General features: G+C 57.4%; 14 protein-coding genes. 9 read left to right on the top strand and 5 right to left on the bottom strand.

Annotation, left to right across the window (positions count from 1 at the left end; all coding sequences use genetic code 11):
- Positions 1-16: 16 nt before the first annotated feature.
- The 3 genes from NTX17_01120 to NTX17_01110 form a co-directional block, all read right to left on the bottom strand.
- Positions 17-739, bottom strand: a complete 723-nt coding sequence (locus tag NTX17_01120) for a hypothetical protein (GenBank protein MCX5799979.1) — start codon at positions 737-739, stop codon at positions 17-19.
- 21 nt (positions 740-760) lie between these two features.
- Positions 761-1,819 carry a sialidase family protein gene (locus NTX17_01115; protein ID MCX5799978.1) on the bottom strand — a complete coding sequence of 353 codons (1,059 nt, stop codon included), beginning with the start codon at positions 1,817-1,819 and terminating at the stop codon, positions 761-763.
- A 395-nt stretch (positions 1,820-2,214) separates the two neighbouring features.
- Positions 2,215-3,411, bottom strand: a complete 1,197-nt coding sequence (locus tag NTX17_01110; GenBank protein MCX5799977.1) for a hypothetical protein — start codon at positions 3,409-3,411, stop codon at positions 2,215-2,217.
- A 703-nt stretch (positions 3,412-4,114) separates the two neighbouring features.
- Here NTX17_01110 and NTX17_01105 point away from each other — a divergent pair.
- The 5 genes from NTX17_01105 to preA are packed head-to-tail and all read left to right on the top strand — an operon-like array spanning position 4,115 to position 11,054.
- Positions 4,115-5,569 carry a CoA-acylating methylmalonate-semialdehyde dehydrogenase gene (locus tag NTX17_01105; GenBank protein MCX5799976.1) on the top strand — a complete coding sequence of 485 codons (1,455 nt, stop codon included), beginning with the start codon at positions 4,115-4,117 and terminating at the stop codon, positions 5,567-5,569.
- Positions 5,570-5,621: 52 nt separating this feature from the next.
- Positions 5,622-7,001: a dihydropyrimidinase gene (gene hydA, locus NTX17_01100; protein ID MCX5799975.1), complete on the top strand. Its 1,380-nt coding sequence runs from the start codon at positions 5,622-5,624 to the stop codon at positions 6,999-7,001.
- 39 nt (positions 7,002-7,040) lie between these two features.
- On the top strand, positions 7,041-8,381 hold the full coding sequence (locus NTX17_01095; protein MCX5799974.1) for an aspartate aminotransferase family protein: 1,341 nt from the start codon (positions 7,041-7,043) through the stop codon (positions 8,379-8,381).
- A 9-nt stretch (positions 8,382-8,390) separates the two neighbouring features.
- Entirely contained in the window at positions 8,391-9,704 is a 1,314-nt protein-coding gene (locus NTX17_01090; protein MCX5799973.1) for an NAD(P)-dependent oxidoreductase, read from the top strand.
- Positions 9,705-9,713: 9 nt separating this feature from the next.
- Positions 9,714-11,054: an NAD-dependent dihydropyrimidine dehydrogenase subunit PreA gene (preA, locus tag NTX17_01085; protein MCX5799972.1), complete on the top strand. Its 1,341-nt coding sequence runs from the start codon at positions 9,714-9,716 to the stop codon at positions 11,052-11,054.
- A 97-nt stretch (positions 11,055-11,151) separates the two neighbouring features.
- Here the strand turns inward: preA and amrB are convergent, their stop codons facing one another.
- Together amrB and NTX17_01075 are read right to left on the bottom strand one after the other, a co-directional pair.
- The gene (amrB, locus tag NTX17_01080) at positions 11,152-12,459 is read right to left on the bottom strand and encodes an AmmeMemoRadiSam system protein B (GenBank protein ID MCX5799971.1); all 1,308 of its coding nucleotides are present in this window, start codon (positions 12,457-12,459) and stop codon (positions 11,152-11,154) included.
- Between the two features lie 232 nt (positions 12,460-12,691).
- Positions 12,692-13,429, bottom strand: a complete 738-nt coding sequence (locus NTX17_01075) for a hypothetical protein (GenBank protein MCX5799970.1) — start codon at positions 13,427-13,429, stop codon at positions 12,692-12,694.
- A gap of 513 nt (positions 13,430-13,942) precedes the next feature.
- Here NTX17_01075 and NTX17_01070 point away from each other — a divergent pair.
- The 4 genes from NTX17_01070 (at position 13,943) to NTX17_01055 (ending at position 15,695) form a co-directional block, all read left to right on the top strand.
- Entirely contained in the window at positions 13,943-14,485 is a 543-nt protein-coding gene (locus tag NTX17_01070; GenBank protein MCX5799969.1) for a hypothetical protein, read from the top strand.
- Positions 14,486-14,519: 34 nt separating this feature from the next.
- Entirely contained in the window at positions 14,520-14,810 is a 291-nt protein-coding gene (locus NTX17_01065) for a hypothetical protein (protein ID MCX5799968.1), read from the top strand.
- Between the two features lie 8 nt (positions 14,811-14,818).
- Positions 14,819-15,112 (top strand): hypothetical protein, encoded by a 294-nt coding sequence (locus NTX17_01060; protein ID MCX5799967.1) that lies wholly within the window; start codon positions 14,819-14,821, stop codon positions 15,110-15,112.
- Positions 15,113-15,284: 172 nt separating this feature from the next.
- Positions 15,285-15,695, top strand: a complete 411-nt coding sequence (locus NTX17_01055; GenBank protein MCX5799966.1) for a hypothetical protein — start codon at positions 15,285-15,287, stop codon at positions 15,693-15,695.
- The last annotated feature ends 739 nt before the right edge of the window (positions 15,696-16,434 follow it).

Genomic DNA, 16,434 nt, shown 5'->3' with positions numbered 1-16,434 from the left:
TGGGCGAACGGGGCTGTCACCGATGCCTTTCTTGCAGCCTCGTCCAGAGTTTTCCAAAGACGTCTTCCAATGCCCGGCCAAGTTCCTCAGGCTTGTCGGTTACCTCTGGTTCGTTGTTGAACACAGAGAAGGGAACGGCCTGTCCCCTGATCGTGAGGTACCCATCATTGCCCGGGGCGATCTTGTGCCAGTCATTCATCTTGTAGTAAAACTCCATCTTCTCGTCGGGTAGGGAGTGAAAGAGGATGCTGTGGGCTTGTTTCCGGTCGAATCTGCGTCTGTTCTTGCGGCAGGATTCTTCGTAGGAGACGTTTATGTACACGACCCCAGCGCGCGTGAGTATCTCGTCGGAAAGAAGAGAGAACGCCTCTCCGAAGCCGTTTTCTCCTCCGCGAGCAAACTCGACTATCGAGGTCGTGTCTCTCAGATAGTTCGGATTCCCTGCGAGTCTCTTCGCGAACTCGAGGTTTATTCTCTCGATGAATAGATTCCAAGTAAAGGGGTCCTTGAAGTAATAGTCGGGCGTCGTGAAGATACGCTCGCGTCCGTGTTTCGAGAGGATGTCGTCAATCTCGAAAGTCTCCCACACAAATGGGAAATCGTCTATCTCCTCGAACGTTCCGATTCTGAAACGCTCTTTCCTCCTCTCAACGCTTTCCTTCTTCAAGTAGTCGATGATCTCGCTTTTTCCGGCAGCGGGTCTTCCTACGAGGATGATCACTTCAAATGTCTCTTGCATCTTCTTCCTCCCTGGTGGAAATCACTCAGCTTGTGTTGCCGGCACGGCCTTCCTGTAATACACGTCGTAGTTGCCTCTCTGTCGATCCTGAAAGATCGCGTGCACGCAGCCGTCGTCGCCCGCAGCTACCGAGGCGAAATAAGTGGGAGCCGGGGAGCAGGATAGCCTGAAGGGTTGACTCCAGGTTCTATCTTTTCTGCTCTGGTAGACCGCGTCGGTGGCGCCCCACTTACTATCATACCACACGACACAAAGAGTCGAGCGCGGTCCCGTTGCGATTGCGGGTCTAAACGCCTTGGAGCTTCCGTCCGTGAGAAGAACGTCCTGTTGCCAGTGTTTCGCACTCCTTTCCCTGTAGCAGATTGCGGGCAAGCGAAATCTGTGGTCTTCCCAGACGACGTGGACTCCGCCGTCCTTGTCTGCGGCCAGAGAGGGTCTATTGGCAGAGCTCGACGGCTCGCTCAATCGCACGGACTTCTTCCAAGATCTCTTTGAGAACTCTCTGTAGACTATTTCTTTCTTTCCCTTCGCCTCTTCGGTCCAGACACAATGAATAGTTCCGTCAGGCGAAACGTCTATTGCGGGTGAGGTCGCGCCGCGTCCCGCATGGCTCAGGCAAACGGGGAGAGTCCACTCCGAGCCGAATCGAGAAGAATAGAGGATTCTTGACGATTCTCCCAGCCTGTCCTCCCAAACCAAGTGAAGTCTTCCGCCTCCGACTCGGCAGAGAGCGGGGAAGAGAGAAGAAGTCGAATCGGCGGTCAAGTTCTCGGGGATTGTCCACCTGCCGCCGAGACGAGCGGAGAAGTAGAGGTCGCCGTTTCCGGTCACATTGTCGGACCATACCACGTAGACAGCGTCTCCGGGCCCGATTGCCAAGGTGGGCGTGGTGGACGTGGAGGCGCTTACGTTTACCTGCTCAAGTCTTCCCCAGCCCGAGCGGCTGCGTTGTCTGTAGAAAATGTTGTAGTAAAAGTCTATGTTTCCGGAGAAAACGATGTGGGCCGCGCCCGCTGCATCGACCTCGATCGAACGGGCATTGTTCGGAGTCGCGAAAGCCGCCATCACGTCTTTGTTCACGACCTCGGCCTCAGACCATGCCAGTCCGCATACGGCATCTCGAGGAACGGAGAGCGCCGCCAGCAGAAGGACGCACAGCAGGGAGCCAAGCGTGAATGACAATCCAGGTTGGTTTTGGCCGAAGGCCGTCGGGCGGTCGCTTGTGGCGGCACCGCTATGGCGATTCAACTGAACTCTCGTTTGGCCCTCACGGAGGTTGATCGGTGAGACTATCGACTCGTAGAGGGTCCCGTCGTTCCGGGAGCGATTCACGCTTCGATACTGAAACCACATATAATATCATGCGCTGCACGCAGAGGCAAAGAAAACCCTAACGACAGCTCACAAAAACTGATGGCGGCGGAACTGAGGCCGCCGCCATCGATTCTTCCCTCACCGATAGTCAAAGGATATCACTATTTTCCTGACGCGAGGGCACGCCTCCTCACGATGAAATAAGCGGAAACCAGGCCGAGCGTAACGAGAAGCACGACAAGCCCTGTCCGAGTCGTCAGGGGAACCTTGGTGGGTGTTGATTCCTGGAAGCTGCCGCCGGTCGGCTGATTGCCGGTGGCGTCAACGTAATCGCCCACGTTAGCGACGACAATGTACTGTCCCTGTGGGTCGACCACGACGTCCCAGTTGCACCATGCCTGGTTAGAACCCGGGTTATCGAAATCCCAGCTCCCGTGGGAGGTGGCCTTTTGTCCCGGGTTCAGGTAAGTGCTTTCTAGACTCTCCAGACCGATATCAATCGGACTCCCGTTGACGTCAGTCGCGAACGGCCCCTCAACTATGTGCATCGGATGGTTGACGCTCGAGTTCTCGACGACGATGTCGAAAGTCCCCGAGTGCCCGACGTGCGTCGGAGGGGGCGACTGGTAAACGGCGCCCGTCTTGTTGCATTCAGGAACCGGTGCCGGGAGTGGCGGTATGCCCGTGTTGGGCGGAGGATTGGGTGGGTCCGGTGGTTTAGGAGGATTGTAGTACCACTGAAGCAGCCAGTCCTCGGTCTCACCGATTAGGAAACTGCTCGAGACGCGCCCACTCCATCCCATCATCGGGAGATCGGGGGTGACCATCGCGTCACTGAGCGTGACACGCAGCCAGTGCATGCCACTGTAGTTAGCCACGCCGGTGTAGCCGCCTATGCAGTACCACACCGTTTGCCCGGGAAAGTGGACATAGTAGTATGTTGTCGGAAGTGGGAAATTGCGGACAATCCACTCTCCAGGTACGTCGCACCAGCTTCCGCTGGAATTCGCGTCAAGAAGGACGTTCAAGTAACGGGGCTTCGCCTGAGCGCCTTGGGCGATCGTGATCGGCACGTAGACCCACGCCGTCCAGCCCGAGGGTGTGTAGTTTGCGAATATCAGCGGGGCGCCGTCATCGGCGTCCAGGTCCGGAATCAGGGCGTTTGGCTCCGTTGTTGACGTCCACCCAACAAAGCAATCCCCTACATTCGTGTGCCGGGGGCCGCTGCTGGCGAAGAGCGACGGGAACGCCGGATCAGGCGCATCCCCATAGTCGGCCATTGGCTGCGCCGACGCCGGAAAAGAAAATAGCAGCAGGGCCAACCCCAGAATCCCCGTCACCAAGGTTCTTCCCTTCATGATTTGACCTCCCGAATCCATGAAATCCCGGATTCGTACGCACTGTTAGAGTGATGTGATACAACACGCGGCGAAAACTGAAGCATTTTCCTCTACGCCGGATCACCTCCCTCGCAGAAACGAATGCCAGACGGAAAGCGCGTTGAAGTCGATTGTCGATCTGTTGTCCAAATTGCGCAGGTATCCCGGAACTGTGTGCAGGCAAGACGGAAGCCTCCTCCTGTGACAGGGCATTACACAGTCGCGTGAGAATTCGAGGAAGCTACACCAGCGGGAGCAGAGAGCTACGCGCCAGTAACGGAGGTTGGCGACACACGGCTGCTGCGGAATGCGTCAGCCGCTTACGCGATCTCTACAGGGTGCTCCCCAGGCGCACAGGGCCAGTCATTTGTGACCCGCAAGCGACCGCGATTATACGACACCTTGACCTCGTAAGTCAATAACAATCTTGCGATAACCTACGCCATCCATAAGTTCGATCCTGGGCGGCACTGACTTTGCACCGGTTCGCTAGTGGCCGTGCGCTTCAGACAGCTATCCACATGTTCGGTCTTGACTTCAGAGGACGACCAACTTAGCATGAAAGATGAGGTCGGCCCTTTCTGGGGCCGCTTCTTGCAAACCGTACGCCGGCAAGGATGGATTCCGCGCCAGTCAGAGCGATCTAGGACCGGCAAGGGCAGATTCCAAGAAAGAGGTAAAAATGCCAATCGAAACCATTCGCAACTACGTCGGAGGAAAGTGGGTCAGCTCAAAGTCCACGAAGGCGCTCGACGTAAGAAATCCGGCCACGGACGAGATTATTGCGCGCGTTCCTCTCTCGACGCGGGAAGAGGTCAACAAAGCCGTCTCTCTTGCCCGGAAAGCGTTTTCGCAGTGGAGAGAGACTCCGCCCCTGGTTCGTGCCCGTTACTTTTTCAAGTTCAAGAACCTATTCGAAGAGAACTTCGAGGACATCTCGCGGCTTCTTGTGAAAGAAAACGGAAAAACCCTGCCGGAAGCGCGTGGCAGCGTGCGCAGGGCAATCGAGAACGTCGAAGTCGCCGCGGGGATTCCGTCTCTCATGATGGGCTACAGCCTGGAAGATATTGCCAAGGATATCGACTGCGTGGCCATGCGGCAGCCTCTCGGCGTGTTCGCTTGCGTGACGCCCTTCAATTTTCCCGCAATGGTGCCCCTCTGGTTCTTTCCTTACGCCATGGCCTGCGGCAACACGTTCGTCGTGAAGCCGTCGGAGCAGACCCCGCTTTGTCAGAACCGCATCTTCGAGCTCATGCACGACGTCGGCTTTCCGCCGGGAGTGGTGAACCTCGTGAACGGAGCGAAGGAGGCGGTCGATGCGCTTCTTGAACATCCGGATGTGTGCGGCATCTCCTTCGTGGGGTCGAGCCCCGTGGCTCGCTACGTCTATTCTACCGCTTCTCTACACGGCAAGCGCGTCCAGGCGCTCGGTGGGGCAAAGAATTTTCTCGTCGTGATGCCCGATGCCGACCTTGACAATACCGTCGCGACACTCATTGATTCCTGTTTCGGATGCGCCGGAGAACGTTGCCTGGCCGGGAGTCTCATAGTGGCTGTCGGAGACGTGTATGAAGCCTTCAAAGAGAAGTTTCTCCGGGCGGCACGAAAGATCGTCGTGGGGAACGGACTCGACGAGAAGACGACGATGGGCCCCGTCATCTCGAAGAAGCACAGAGACAAGATCGTGGCCCACATTGACTCTGCGGTGCGCGAAGGCGCAAAGCTTCTTCTTGACGGCAGGGGATGCAAGGTCGCGGATTGTCCCAAGGGTTACTTTGTCGGGCCGACCGTGTTTGAGAAAGTCACTCCCTCCATGTCGATCGCGAAGGAAGAGATCTTTGGACCGGTTGTGTGCCTCATGCGGGCCAAATCGCTCCAGGAAGCCCTCGATATGATCTCTCGGTCGGAGTTTGGAAACGCGACCTCCATATTCACGCAGAATGGCGGTCACGCGAGAAAATTCGCGTACAACGTTGGAATAAGCATGATCGGGATAAACATCGGCATCGCCGCTCCGATGGCGTTCTTTACGTTCGGCGGATCGAAGGGTTCGTTCTTCGGAGATCTCAAGGCGCACGGACGCGATTCCATAGAGTTTTTCACAGACAAACGGGTCATCATATCGCGCTGGTTCTAGGGATTGCCGGTTTTGCGGCCAGCCGCGTGAATCTCGGAAAGGAAGTGTCCAAATGGGTCTTCTCATAAAGAATGGCGAAATCGCTACTGCCGCCGAGCGTTTCGTCGGAGACATCTACTGTGAGAACGGGAAGATAGCCGCCATCGGTCCGTCCATCGAGAAGCGGAGCGCGAAGGACGACGTCGTCGATGCGTCGGGAGCGCTTGTCTTTCCCGGAGGTGTCGACCCTCATGTCCACATGGAACTCCCGTTCATGGGAACCGAATCTTCCGACGATTTCGAGACCGGAAGCGCGGCAGCGGTCGCCGGCGGAACGACGACAATCATCGACGTGGCCATTCCCGGCCGCGGCCAGTCGCTTCACGAAGGTCTCAAAGTCTGGATGGGAAGGGCCCAGAAGGCGGTGAGCGATTACGCGTTGCACATGGCCGTCACCTGGTTCGGAGAGAAGACCGGCGAGGAAATCGCAAGTTGCGTGCGGGACGAGGGCATAACTTCGTTCAAGAGCTTCATGGCTTACAAGGGCGCCATCGGCGTGGATGATGACGAGCTATTCAAGATCATGAGCTTCACCCGCATGGCGGGAGGCTTGACCATGATCCACGCCGAGCACGGAGACGTCGTCGCCAACCTCCAGAGGAGACTCATCTGCGAAGGCAAGACCGAGCCGTATTATCATCCCATCTCGAGGCCCAGCTTTGTCGAGGGTGAGGCCACCCATCGCGCCATAATGATCGGCCGTGCCGTTGGGCAGAAGCTCTACGTCGTTCACATGACCTGCCGCGAAGCGCTGGAGGCGGTGACCGAAGCAAAGCTCAGAGGCCAGGAGGTGTACGGCGAAACCTGCCCTCAATACCTGCTTCTTGACGACGAGGTTTACAAGAAACCGAATTTCGAGGGAGCGGCTTACGTCATGTCCCCTCCGATCAGGCCGAAGGGGCATCAAGACGCACTTTGGGGAGGCATTCAAGCGCGCATAATCGACACCGTCGGCACCGACCACTGTCCCTTCAATCTCAAAGGTCAGAAGGAGATGGGAAGAAACGATTTCACGAAGATTCCAAACGGCGCCGCCGGCGTCGAGGACAGGCTGGCGCTTCTCTATTCTTACGGAGTATGCGCGGGCAAGATCGATCTGAATCGCTTTGTAGATCTCGTCTCGACGCGACCGGCAAAGATATTCGGTCTCTATCCGCGCAAGGGTTCTCTCTTGGTCGGGGCGGACGCGGACATCGTCGTCTACGATCCGTCGGGCGAGACCAGGATTTCCGCCTCTACTCACCACCAGAGGTGTGACCGCAACATTTACGAAGGCTTCGCCGTCAAAGGACGCGTTGCACGAGTCATTCTCGGTGGCAGGGTCGCCTTCTCCGAGGCCGGCCTGAAGGTTGATAGGGGAGCCGGTCGATTCATGAAGAGACCCGTGAGGTGATGGTGAAAACCTACATTCGGTTCGTAACGGAGGTTTGAAATGGCACAACAGAAGCAGGGAGCGGGTAGCGGAATCGTGGGCAGCGCGCAGAACATACACGAGAAACAAAAACAGTTCCTCTTCCCGAGCGTAATCACTTACTACAAGGACCCTCTCGTGCTCGTCGAGGGAAAGGGCAGGCACGTCACCGACGTGGAAGGAACGGAGTATCTCGACTTCTTCGGAGGAATTCTGACCGTCTCGATCGGGCACGCGCATCCGCGCGTATCCGCCGCGGCGAAAGAGCAGATCGACAAGCTGGTGCACACTTCTACCCTGTACCAGACGATTCCCGCCGTCGAGCTCGCAGAGACGATCGCCGCGATCACGCCGGGAGAGCTCAAGAAATCTTTCTTCACCGCTTCCGGAACGGAGGCGGACGAAACCGCCGTCATGCTGGCCCAGGTCTACACGGGGCGCCAGGAAATCGTAGCTTTACGCCACGGGTATTCCGGCAGGTCCATGCTTGCCCAGGCACTCACGGCCCACGCGCCGTGGAGAGTCCTGCCCACCCAGGTGGGCGCCATAAAGCACGCCGTCTCTCCGTACTGTTACAGGTGCGCGTTTGGATTGAACTACCCTTCGTGCGACATGAAATGTGCCCGCGACATCGAGGAATTGATACGCACGACCACCGTCGGGCAGATCGCGGGATTCCTGGCGGAGCCGATCCAAGGTGTGGGTGGATTTGTGACTCCCCCGAAAGAGTACTTCAAGATCGCCGTCGAGATCGTGAGGCGCTACGGCGGCGTCTTCATTTGTGATGAAGTCCAGACGGGGTTCGGGCGAACGGGCGGAAAAATGTTCGGCATCGAGCACTACGGCGTTCTACCGGAGATAATGACGATGGCGAAGGGAGTGGCCAACGGATTTCCTCTCGGCGTGACGACCGCGATTCCCGCGGTGGCGGATTCTCTCAAGGGTCTCACGATTTCCACGTTCGGCGGTAACCCGGTCTCGTGCGCCGCTGCAAACGCCACGCTGGCGGTCATCCGCGAAGAGAAATTGGCCGCTCACGTCGAGCAGGTCGGCGCCGTGCTGCGGTCCGGCCTGGTGCGCCTCAAGGACAAGCATCCGCGAGTCATCGGTGACGTGCGCGGCATGGGTCTGATGCAGGCGATAGAACTTGTGGAGGACGAGAGCAAGAAGGACAGGACTCCGAACACCAAAGCAACGCTCGAGCTGTTCGAAGAAACGAAGAAGCGCGGCTTGCTCATCGGCAAGGGCGGACTCTACGGCAACGCCATCCGCATTTCTCCGCCAATGACGGTGTCTAAGGAGGAGGTGGAAGAGGCGATCGAGATTCTGGGTGAGGCGTTTGCGGCGATGAAAACAGGTTAAGGCAGGCCGATGAGCGATCGTTTCCAGCTTCGTTCTCAGAGAACGGAACTCGTCTTCGCAGATTTAAAGGCGCTCTATTCTCGCGCCGAGGCGCTCGCCGAGGCTCAGCGCTGCCTGTATTGCTACGACGCTCCTTGCACGAAAGCTTGTCCTACGCGGATTGACGTACCGGGTTTCGTGAGAAAGATTGCAACCGGAAACCTGAAGGGTGCGGCGAGGACGATTCTGGAAGCCAACGTGCTCGGATTTTCCTGTGCGAGGGTGTGTCCGGTCGACGTCCTGTGTGCCGGCGCGTGCGTTCTGAGCCTTCAGTATCGGCCCCCCATCGAGATAGGTCGTCTTCAGCGTTATGCAACGGAGCCGTTCGTTGGGACGAGCTTTTTCGGAAGGCCTCTCGCGAAGCGCACCGGACGGAAGATCGCTCTCGTGGGATCGGGTCCCGCGTCGCTTGCATGTTCCTTCCATCTAGTCGGACTGGGGCACGAGTCCGTCATTTTTGAGAAACGCGCCGTTCCTGGCGGGCTCAACTTGTCCGGCATCGCGCCTTACAAGATGCACGCTCACGACTGCCTGCGGGAGACCGAGTGGATTCTCTCGTCGGGAATCGAGCTGAGGACCGGTGTTGAAATAGGCAAAGACGTGTCCTGCGAGCGCCTTGTCACGGAATACGACGCGGTTTTCGTAGGTGTGGGGATGGGCAAAGACAGCTCACTCGGCATACCCGGCGAGAATGTCCCCGGCGTTCTCAGCGCGATCGAAATGATCGAAAGAATCAAGCTCGACGCGAGCCTTAGCCTTGACGGACTGGAGAGCGCCGCCGTCATTGGAGGCGGGAACACGGCCACCGACGTCGCAAGGGAACTCGCGCACTTGGGTGTCGCGGACGTCAGCATACTTTACAGGCGCACCGAGAGTGAGATGCCTGGTTACGCACACGAGCTCAAGGCCGCTAGGGCGGCGGGCGTGCGATTCATCGAGAAGACTTTGCCCGTTCGAATACTCGAGGAAAAAGGACGACTGAAGGGGCTCGTTGTGGCGCGCGCAGAGAAGGCGCGCCCCGTTCCCGGCACGGAACGCGAATTCGAGGCGCAGATGGTCGTCATCGCGATCGGCCAGGCGGGAGAAGCAGGCGTTGTTTCCAAGTTTCCTGGCGTGAAATGTGATTCGAACGGACGCGTCATCGTAGACGAGAAGACCGGTCGCACGGGCAATCCCAGGATTTTCGCGGGAGGCGATTGCGTAAACGGCGGGAAGGAAGTCGTGAATGCCGTCGCCGATGGAAAGCGTGCGGCCATAGAGATCGACAAGACGTTGAAAGGCTAGTTGCAGTCCATGGCGAATCTCTCCATCAACTTCGCAGGCATAAAGAGTCCCAATCCGTTCTGGCTCGCGTCCGGGCCGCCCACAAACACCGGCGAGCAAGTCGCGCGAGCCTTCGAAATGGGTTGGGGGGGCGCGGTGTGGAAGACCATCGGTCGACCCATCGTGAACGTTTCGAGCAGGCTCGGAGGCTTGGACGAAGCCGATCGCAGGATGGTCGGCCTGAGCAACATCGAGCTCATAAGCGACAGGCCGATCGAGACGAATTTCAGAGAGATCGCGGAAGTGAAGAAGCGTTTCCCAGACAGAGCGGTCGTTGCCTCTCTCATGCTTGACTCCGAGAAGGAGTGGCACGACATGGTCCGGCGCTCCGAAGACGCGGGAGCCGACGGCCTCGAGCTCAACTTCGGGTGCCCTCACGGGATGTGCGAACGCGGCATGGGCTCCGCCGTCGGGCAGGAGCCCGCGGTCGTGCGCAAGATCACTTCGTGGGTCAAGAAAGCGGCAAGAGTTCCTGTGCTGGTCAAGCTCACTCCGAATATCACAGACATAAGAGAACCTGCGACTGCCGCAGTTGAGGCCGGAGCCGACGGGCTTGTTCTCATCAACACCGTGAGAAGCATGATCGGCGTTGACTTGGACAGGCTTGTGCCAGTCCCCTCCGTGGCCGGTCGCGGTACCCCCGGGGGATACTCCGGCCCCGCCGTGAAGCCCATAGCGCTTCACATGGTGAGTGCGCTCGCGCGCGACCCAAGAATAAGCGTTCCCATCTCCGGAATCGGCGGAATAAACACGTGGCGGGACGCGGCAGAATTCATTGCCCTCGGCTCGACCAGCGTCCAGATCTGCACGGCGGTCATGCATCACGGATTCCGAATCATCGAAGACCTCGTCGAAGGCCTCTCGAACTACCTCGACGAAAAGGAAATGACCTCGGTCAACGAACTGATCGGTCGTGTCGCAAGGACCGTGGGGGAGTGGGGGGAACTCGAGTTGGGCTACAAAGTGGCGGCCGACATTGACCCCGACACCTGCATCGGTTGCCAGGTCTGCTACGTCTCATGCAGGGACGGAGGTCACAGCGCAATACACCTTCCGGAAGACGCGTTGACGCCCGGCCACTTGGCGCCGCGCCGTCCGATCATAACGGAACGATTGGCGGCCGCAACCGAAACGGCGTCGCCTGGGAGTGCGGACTCGTCGAGAAGAAGAGCCCACTCCGTATCTACAGCGAGAACGGGCTACAGAGTCCCCTGGGTGGACCAAACTCAGTGTGTGGGATGCAACCTCTGCTCCCTCGTCTGTCCCGTCCACGGTTGCATCACAATGCGGGAAATCGCCTCGAAGCAGTGACCCGGTCTACTCCGCCGGCTACGATGCCCACCGGTTGCATCACAATGCGGGGAGAACCTGCCGGGAAGACGACGACCGGCGGCAGAGCACGCGTGAACTACTTCCTCGTGAAAACCATCGACGCGAAGCTCACAGCGGAGTGAGTTGCGTCTTCGTGCCAGACGTCGTACCCGAGAAGATGTCCCTTCGCACTCTCGAACATTTCCAGCATCGAGGCGAGCGGCGCGAAGCCGCACACCTTGTATCTGTCGCTCACGTTCTTGGCCGTTTGCCAGAAGCCGTTCGCGTCCCAGTTACAGAGATTTTCTATGAGGGCTCTATCATATTCCACCGTCTCCTCGAGCAGTGTGCGCCCCGTGTACTGGTCGCCGAACTTGAGCCCGATGTGGGAGAAGTCCACTCCGGCAACGACGAGGCACTTTCGCTTTCGATATTCCACCTCGCGCTCGATTATCGAACGTAGCTTCTTCAAGAAATCTCCGACGCACGGGATCTCCGAGGCCCTGCAGTGCGCGTCGAGCTGAGAACGGAACGATCCGCAGAGAATCGGCACGATGTGAATACTCGGATCTCGGAGCACGTGCTGGAGAAATACGACTTCGAACTCTATTGAGTGTTCGTGGCGATGAGGCATGTCGTTGTCGAGCACGCAGCCAGGTGCGCACGCAAGGAGTTCCTCGACGATCTGCTTCTCGGTTGACGCCGTGCCCAGGGGCGTCTCGAAATCCTTCATCGTGAGAGAGAAGGTCTGGCTTTTCAGACTGTGCCCGGTCCCGAGAATGAAGACGAGCTCCACGGGAGCCCCCATTATCTGATTGTATGCAACGCCGTAGCAGTGGGCGCTCGCGTCTATTTCCATGTGCGGGGCGGCCAAGGCAATGATGTCCTCTTGCGGGAAGGTGATGGTCTCTACGCGCGGCCAATTGGCGCCGGCGCTCCCGGCCGGCGGCTCGAGGCTTTCGGGGTCAAGCTGAGGCTCCGGCCTGGCTGCCGCGAGAATCTGATCCAACATACTCGCCAACTGTTCTCGGTCCGCCGGGTACGCGACCCCCTCGTGGAAGGCGTGCCGGACCGGTTGGGCCGCGTATTTCGCGACTATCTCGTCCCTCGCCTTCACGAAACGCTCGTCCTGGAGAAGAAAAGCGGTGCTCAATTGATTCAGTACTCGTTGAACCTCGTTCGTAGTGACGAGCACGCCGCCCTGGCTTCGCGTCAGGAACAGCCGGAGATCGGAAATGGTGTGGGTTCCGTCCAGCATGCTGAGGACGGCCAGAAGCGCCTCGTTGAGAACTATGGGTTCCTTGATGAGGCCCAGTGGGTCTCTCACGAGCACCATTTGTCGATCAGCGTGGCGGAGTGGATGAAGTTCTATGTCGTCTCTTACTGTGGGAGTCCTCTCCTCCATCGTGTCTCCTTTCGACGCCCGGCGTGGCGGACGTGCTTCGGAGTCTAAGGCAGTCGATGCCTATTCGCAAGGGGAGGGTGTGGCAATCGGGGAGACACGAGAAGCGTCGCCCCCCGAGGTCGGAGCGCGGCCACGTGCGGTGGCGATAAGGAGTAAGGGCCTCCGGGCGGGGCAAGGGAGGCTGACCACCGCGGAAGCCCTACTTCATTACTGGTCGCTCAACAGAAGCGCCCTATTCTTCTACGTTCACCTTGATGTGCTTCTTGACCCTTGACATCGTTCCCGGCTTCCCGGCCGGACAGGACATTTCCTTCTTCATTTCCTTGAACTTCGTCATCTGTGCCGCGGTGAGAACTTTCTGCGCCTTCTCAATGGTCGCCAGTTGCGCAAGGCACATACTCTGCCGCATTGAGCAAATCTCCATCATCTTGGCCTTGACTTTTGCGAGGTCAACGCCGGGCAGCCCGACGATCTCGTCCAGCTCCATGCCGACGATCTTGAGATCGGCCTGCTTGCGGACGACTTCCTTCTTGTGCGCAGCGCAGATCGCCTTGAGTTCGGTGATCTGTTTCTCGGACAATTCCAGCTCGCCCGCCATTCCTACCAGATGGCTGGGACATCCCAGCTCGTGTAGCTGTTGACAACAGGGGCCGCATCCCATCCCGCCTTGCATGCCACACTGACCTCTGGCACCAGACTTGCCGCATCCCATCATCCCGCCCGACGTCATCCCGCAGCACGCATTTCCGCCCATCATTCCACAGCCCATCGAACCCTGGCACATAGAACCGGTCATCCCGGCCATGGGTTGCATCATGAATTGGCAGGACGATGGCGCCTGCGTCATGATCCTGGTCTCGATTGTTTTGGTTTGAGTGGCTTCCTCCTCTTCCTCCTGCGCAACAACCAGACCGCCAAACATGAGAAGGCCCAACATTAGAATCACCCACATCGCTAGAAATCGCTTCATTATCTCGTCCCTCCTGTTATTACCGGACGTCGCACCCACTATTCGCGCGTCACGTCTTGAATTTCGCTACTCCCACACGTATTGCCTTGTCGAATCCCCCTCCTTTCATCACGTTCTCTCTGGTCGTTTTTCATCTTGTATGCCACTTTCGCAGAAGGCACGCCACGTTGTCTCGTCAGACTCCACAACACGTTAGACACCGATTCGGTGGTAATGGTTCCTTCGCATCATGGACGGGCGGGGGAAGGCGGGTCGGATGACTTGGAGCGCCTCTCGCCGAATCGTCCGGGACGCCATCCCAGGCTCTGCACAACCAATCAGTATAGCACGACGGGGAGAAAGTAACAGCTTAATTCGCTTGACGTTGTGCAGTCAGTGTGGTAGCAGCCGGGAGCTTGAACTGATCCGGAGCACAGCACTCTGGTTTGGGCCCCCATTTTGTAATCCTATTCTCACGATTTCCTGGTGTTCTCTCAAGGCCCTGTTGCTTTCGTCGTCCAAAGGAGGATTCTGATGAGAGGATTTGCTAAGGTAGCGTGCGTTTTGTTTCTTCTCGGGGTTCTGCTTGTGCCTGAGGTGGGTTCTGCCGATCCTGACGCAGCAGGAGTTACTGCACAGCTTACTTACATATCAGGTCCTCCCGGCAATCGGCTTTATCGCTTTGACTACACGGTTGAGAACTTCACCCTTGAACCTTTCATATGGGGATTCGTGGTTTTCTTCGATGCCGATGGCCAGGACCGTTCGGATTTTGTTTCATACACTTACCCTTCAGGTTGGGAAGACATATTTGTTTATTCTGAGCCCGAGGGCGGTGGCGCATGGAGTGTGGAGTGGGATGGGGGCTACGACCACCCTAACCCGATCTATCCCGGAGAAAGCCTGAATGGCTTCTCAGTCACCTTCGTCTGGAAGGACCTCGACGTTTGCCCGGGCTCTCAGGAGTTTGAGGTTTGGAACAGCACCGTTTTCGAAGGAACGACAGTCGTTATCCTAACTGGTCCCACCGGGTTCGAAAACACGTCGTGGGGCTGCATAAAGAACGCGTTTAGATAGACGCCCAAAGGCGTGAGCTGGAAGGAGCCGGTAAATGACACGAGTGGTACCGTTTTTCTTGATTGTGCTACTGGTAGGATTTCTTCTGGTGCCTCTGGGAGCCGATGCCTTGCCCAAGGGGGCCGTTGGTTACAAGCTTTACCACCAGGAGGGGTCTGAGTGGGTGAGGTATCGTCAGGGCGACACGTTTCCGTCCGGTGGAGGGGTGTCTCCTACGAACGTGTGGAAGTACGAGTACTCGGTGATGAACTATCAGTTTGCTAATGGTGTTTATCAGTACATGATCTTCTTTAATTCCGACAGTCTTGGTCTTTGGGTGGCGTAACATCTGCGTTGTCTCCGACGGATTGGGCGATCACTTACTGGGCTCCTGTAGCACCGAACTACAACTGGAAGTTGAGGTTTAGGGCGTCGCTGTCGCAGTATTACGTAGCGCTGAACGACACGCTTGATGGGTATGCTGTGCAGTTTACGTGGAATAAGGCTGGGACTTTGCCTGGGTCGCAGAACTACGATTTGATGTCCTCCAGTGGGTCTGAGATTGGGGTGACGAGCGAGTTACCGCCGGAGATGACACCGATAGGGACGACCACGTGGGGGAGGGTGAAGGAGCTCTTTTCGAGGTAAGCGACAGCCAAGTCACGTATGCCTCGCCTGAAAGTGAGAGGCAGGAGCGCAAAACCACTCCTGCCTCTTTTCTAGTGTCTTGACACGGCGTGCCTTTGCATCTAGCGTGCTTAGCAGGGACACCAGCATGGGCTGGAAGGACAAGGAACCTTTTCATGAACGGAGGCACGAGATGAGCGAAGAACGGGAAAAGGGGAAGGCGTCAGGCCTGGTCTTTGTCGCGTGCATGTTCGTCGGCGGAGGAATCGGCCTGGCCCTTGGCCGGCCGGACGTCGGCGGCGCAATAGGAATGGGTATCGGTTTCATCCTCATGGCCTTCGTGAAGACCAGAGAGGAACCAGTCGAATTGAGGATTCCCTCGAGCGCTTCCGCCTATTTCTTGATCGTGTTGGGGATTGTTTTCGTCGTCAGCGGACTCGGAATCATATATTTCCCCCATCTCCTGTTCCCGTACATGATCGGCATATTTGTAATTCTTTTCGGACTGGGTTTTGTGATAATGGCCGGTGGCATGCTCAAGAAGGGCCAGGGCGGCCAAGCCAGGGACGACCAAGGCGCGGGTGGAACGGGTCGCTGCTCCTGAAACGGCACGGGGCAGGTGGCTGAGGCGCGTCTTCCGAAGAGCAGAGACTACAGGGAGAAGAGGGAGGATCGCGGGCCTCACGTATTAGTGGCGAGCGAGATGACGAACGCGTGAACCTCAAGGCGGAGCTGGAGATACGCCATCTACACGAAAAACCGGATCACCTTCTCTGGCATCAATGGCAAAGGCTCCTTGAGATTCAAGAGATCCAACCCGAACTGATGCAAGAGGTTACCCGCAAGAAGTAACGGCAGTCGGGCACCACATCAAATAATTCCATCTTTGCGGATTGACAAGTGACCGATTATCAGCTATACTTAATATAGCAAATGAATTGAGGCTCGCTCGCAAGTTCGAGCATGCGTTTCTGAGCCAGCGATGTGATTGAAGAGGACAGCTTGAGTTCGCCGCTCTGACGACGATAGCCTGCACGTAATTGCCCAAGAGTTGCTTGCTGCTAGAGTTTACTCACTCCGCCCTCTCTACGTCGAGACAATGGAATATCTGAACAGATGTAAAACAACTTACCATGTCAGAACCCGTAGAAGGCTCAGGGCAGCCCGTCTACCGGGGTCTGGAAAGTTGCGAAGAGACTCGTGTCAGGCCGCATGGCTTCAGACACGTCACAAATTGGCTGGTAACTGCTGAAAGGGGTGGTGGAAACAATCGGTTAATTCTTGTTAAGCACATTCTTCGTTAGGATTCTCTTGTGATTAGTAATGCTCCCGCAACGAGGTCT

This window comes from Candidatus Eisenbacteria bacterium, from assembly GCA_026388185.1.
In the GTDB taxonomy this organism is placed as follows: Bacteria; Eisenbacteria; RBG-16-71-46; order JAFGJU01; family JAFGJU01; genus JAPLKG01.
Note: the sequence above shows the minus strand (reverse complement) of the source record. Positions and strands in the feature narration are given on the sequence as shown.

What these genes read in the sequence shown, in the direction of transcription:
- NTX17_01120 (MCX5799979.1), bottom strand. Translation starts at nt 739, where the DNA reads ATGCAAGAGACATTTGAAGTGATCATCCTCGTAGGAAGACCCGCTGCC.
- NTX17_01110 (MCX5799977.1), bottom strand. Translation starts at nt 3,411, where the DNA reads ATGAAGGGAAGAACCTTGGTGACGGGGATTCTGGGGTTGGCCCTGCTG.
- NTX17_01105 (MCX5799976.1), top strand. Translation starts at nt 4,115, where the DNA reads ATGCCAATCGAAACCATTCGCAACTACGTCGGAGGAAAGTGGGTCAGC.
- hydA (MCX5799975.1), top strand. Translation starts at nt 5,622, where the DNA reads ATGGGTCTTCTCATAAAGAATGGCGAAATCGCTACTGCCGCCGAGCGT.
- NTX17_01095 (MCX5799974.1), top strand. Translation starts at nt 7,041, where the DNA reads ATGGCACAACAGAAGCAGGGAGCGGGTAGCGGAATCGTGGGCAGCGCG.
- NTX17_01090 (MCX5799973.1), top strand. Translation starts at nt 8,391, where the DNA reads ATGAGCGATCGTTTCCAGCTTCGTTCTCAGAGAACGGAACTCGTCTTC.
- preA (MCX5799972.1), top strand. Translation starts at nt 9,714, where the DNA reads ATGGCGAATCTCTCCATCAACTTCGCAGGCATAAAGAGTCCCAATCCG.
- amrB (MCX5799971.1), bottom strand. Translation starts at nt 12,459, where the DNA reads ATGGAGGAGAGGACTCCCACAGTAAGAGACGACATAGAACTTCATCCA.
- NTX17_01075 (MCX5799970.1), bottom strand. Translation starts at nt 13,429, where the DNA reads ATGAAGCGATTTCTAGCGATGTGGGTGATTCTAATGTTGGGCCTTCTC.
- NTX17_01070 (MCX5799969.1), top strand. Translation starts at nt 13,943, where the DNA reads ATGAGAGGATTTGCTAAGGTAGCGTGCGTTTTGTTTCTTCTCGGGGTT.
- NTX17_01065 (MCX5799968.1), top strand. Translation starts at nt 14,520, where the DNA reads ATGACACGAGTGGTACCGTTTTTCTTGATTGTGCTACTGGTAGGATTT.
- NTX17_01055 (MCX5799966.1), top strand. Translation starts at nt 15,285, where the DNA reads ATGAGCGAAGAACGGGAAAAGGGGAAGGCGTCAGGCCTGGTCTTTGTC.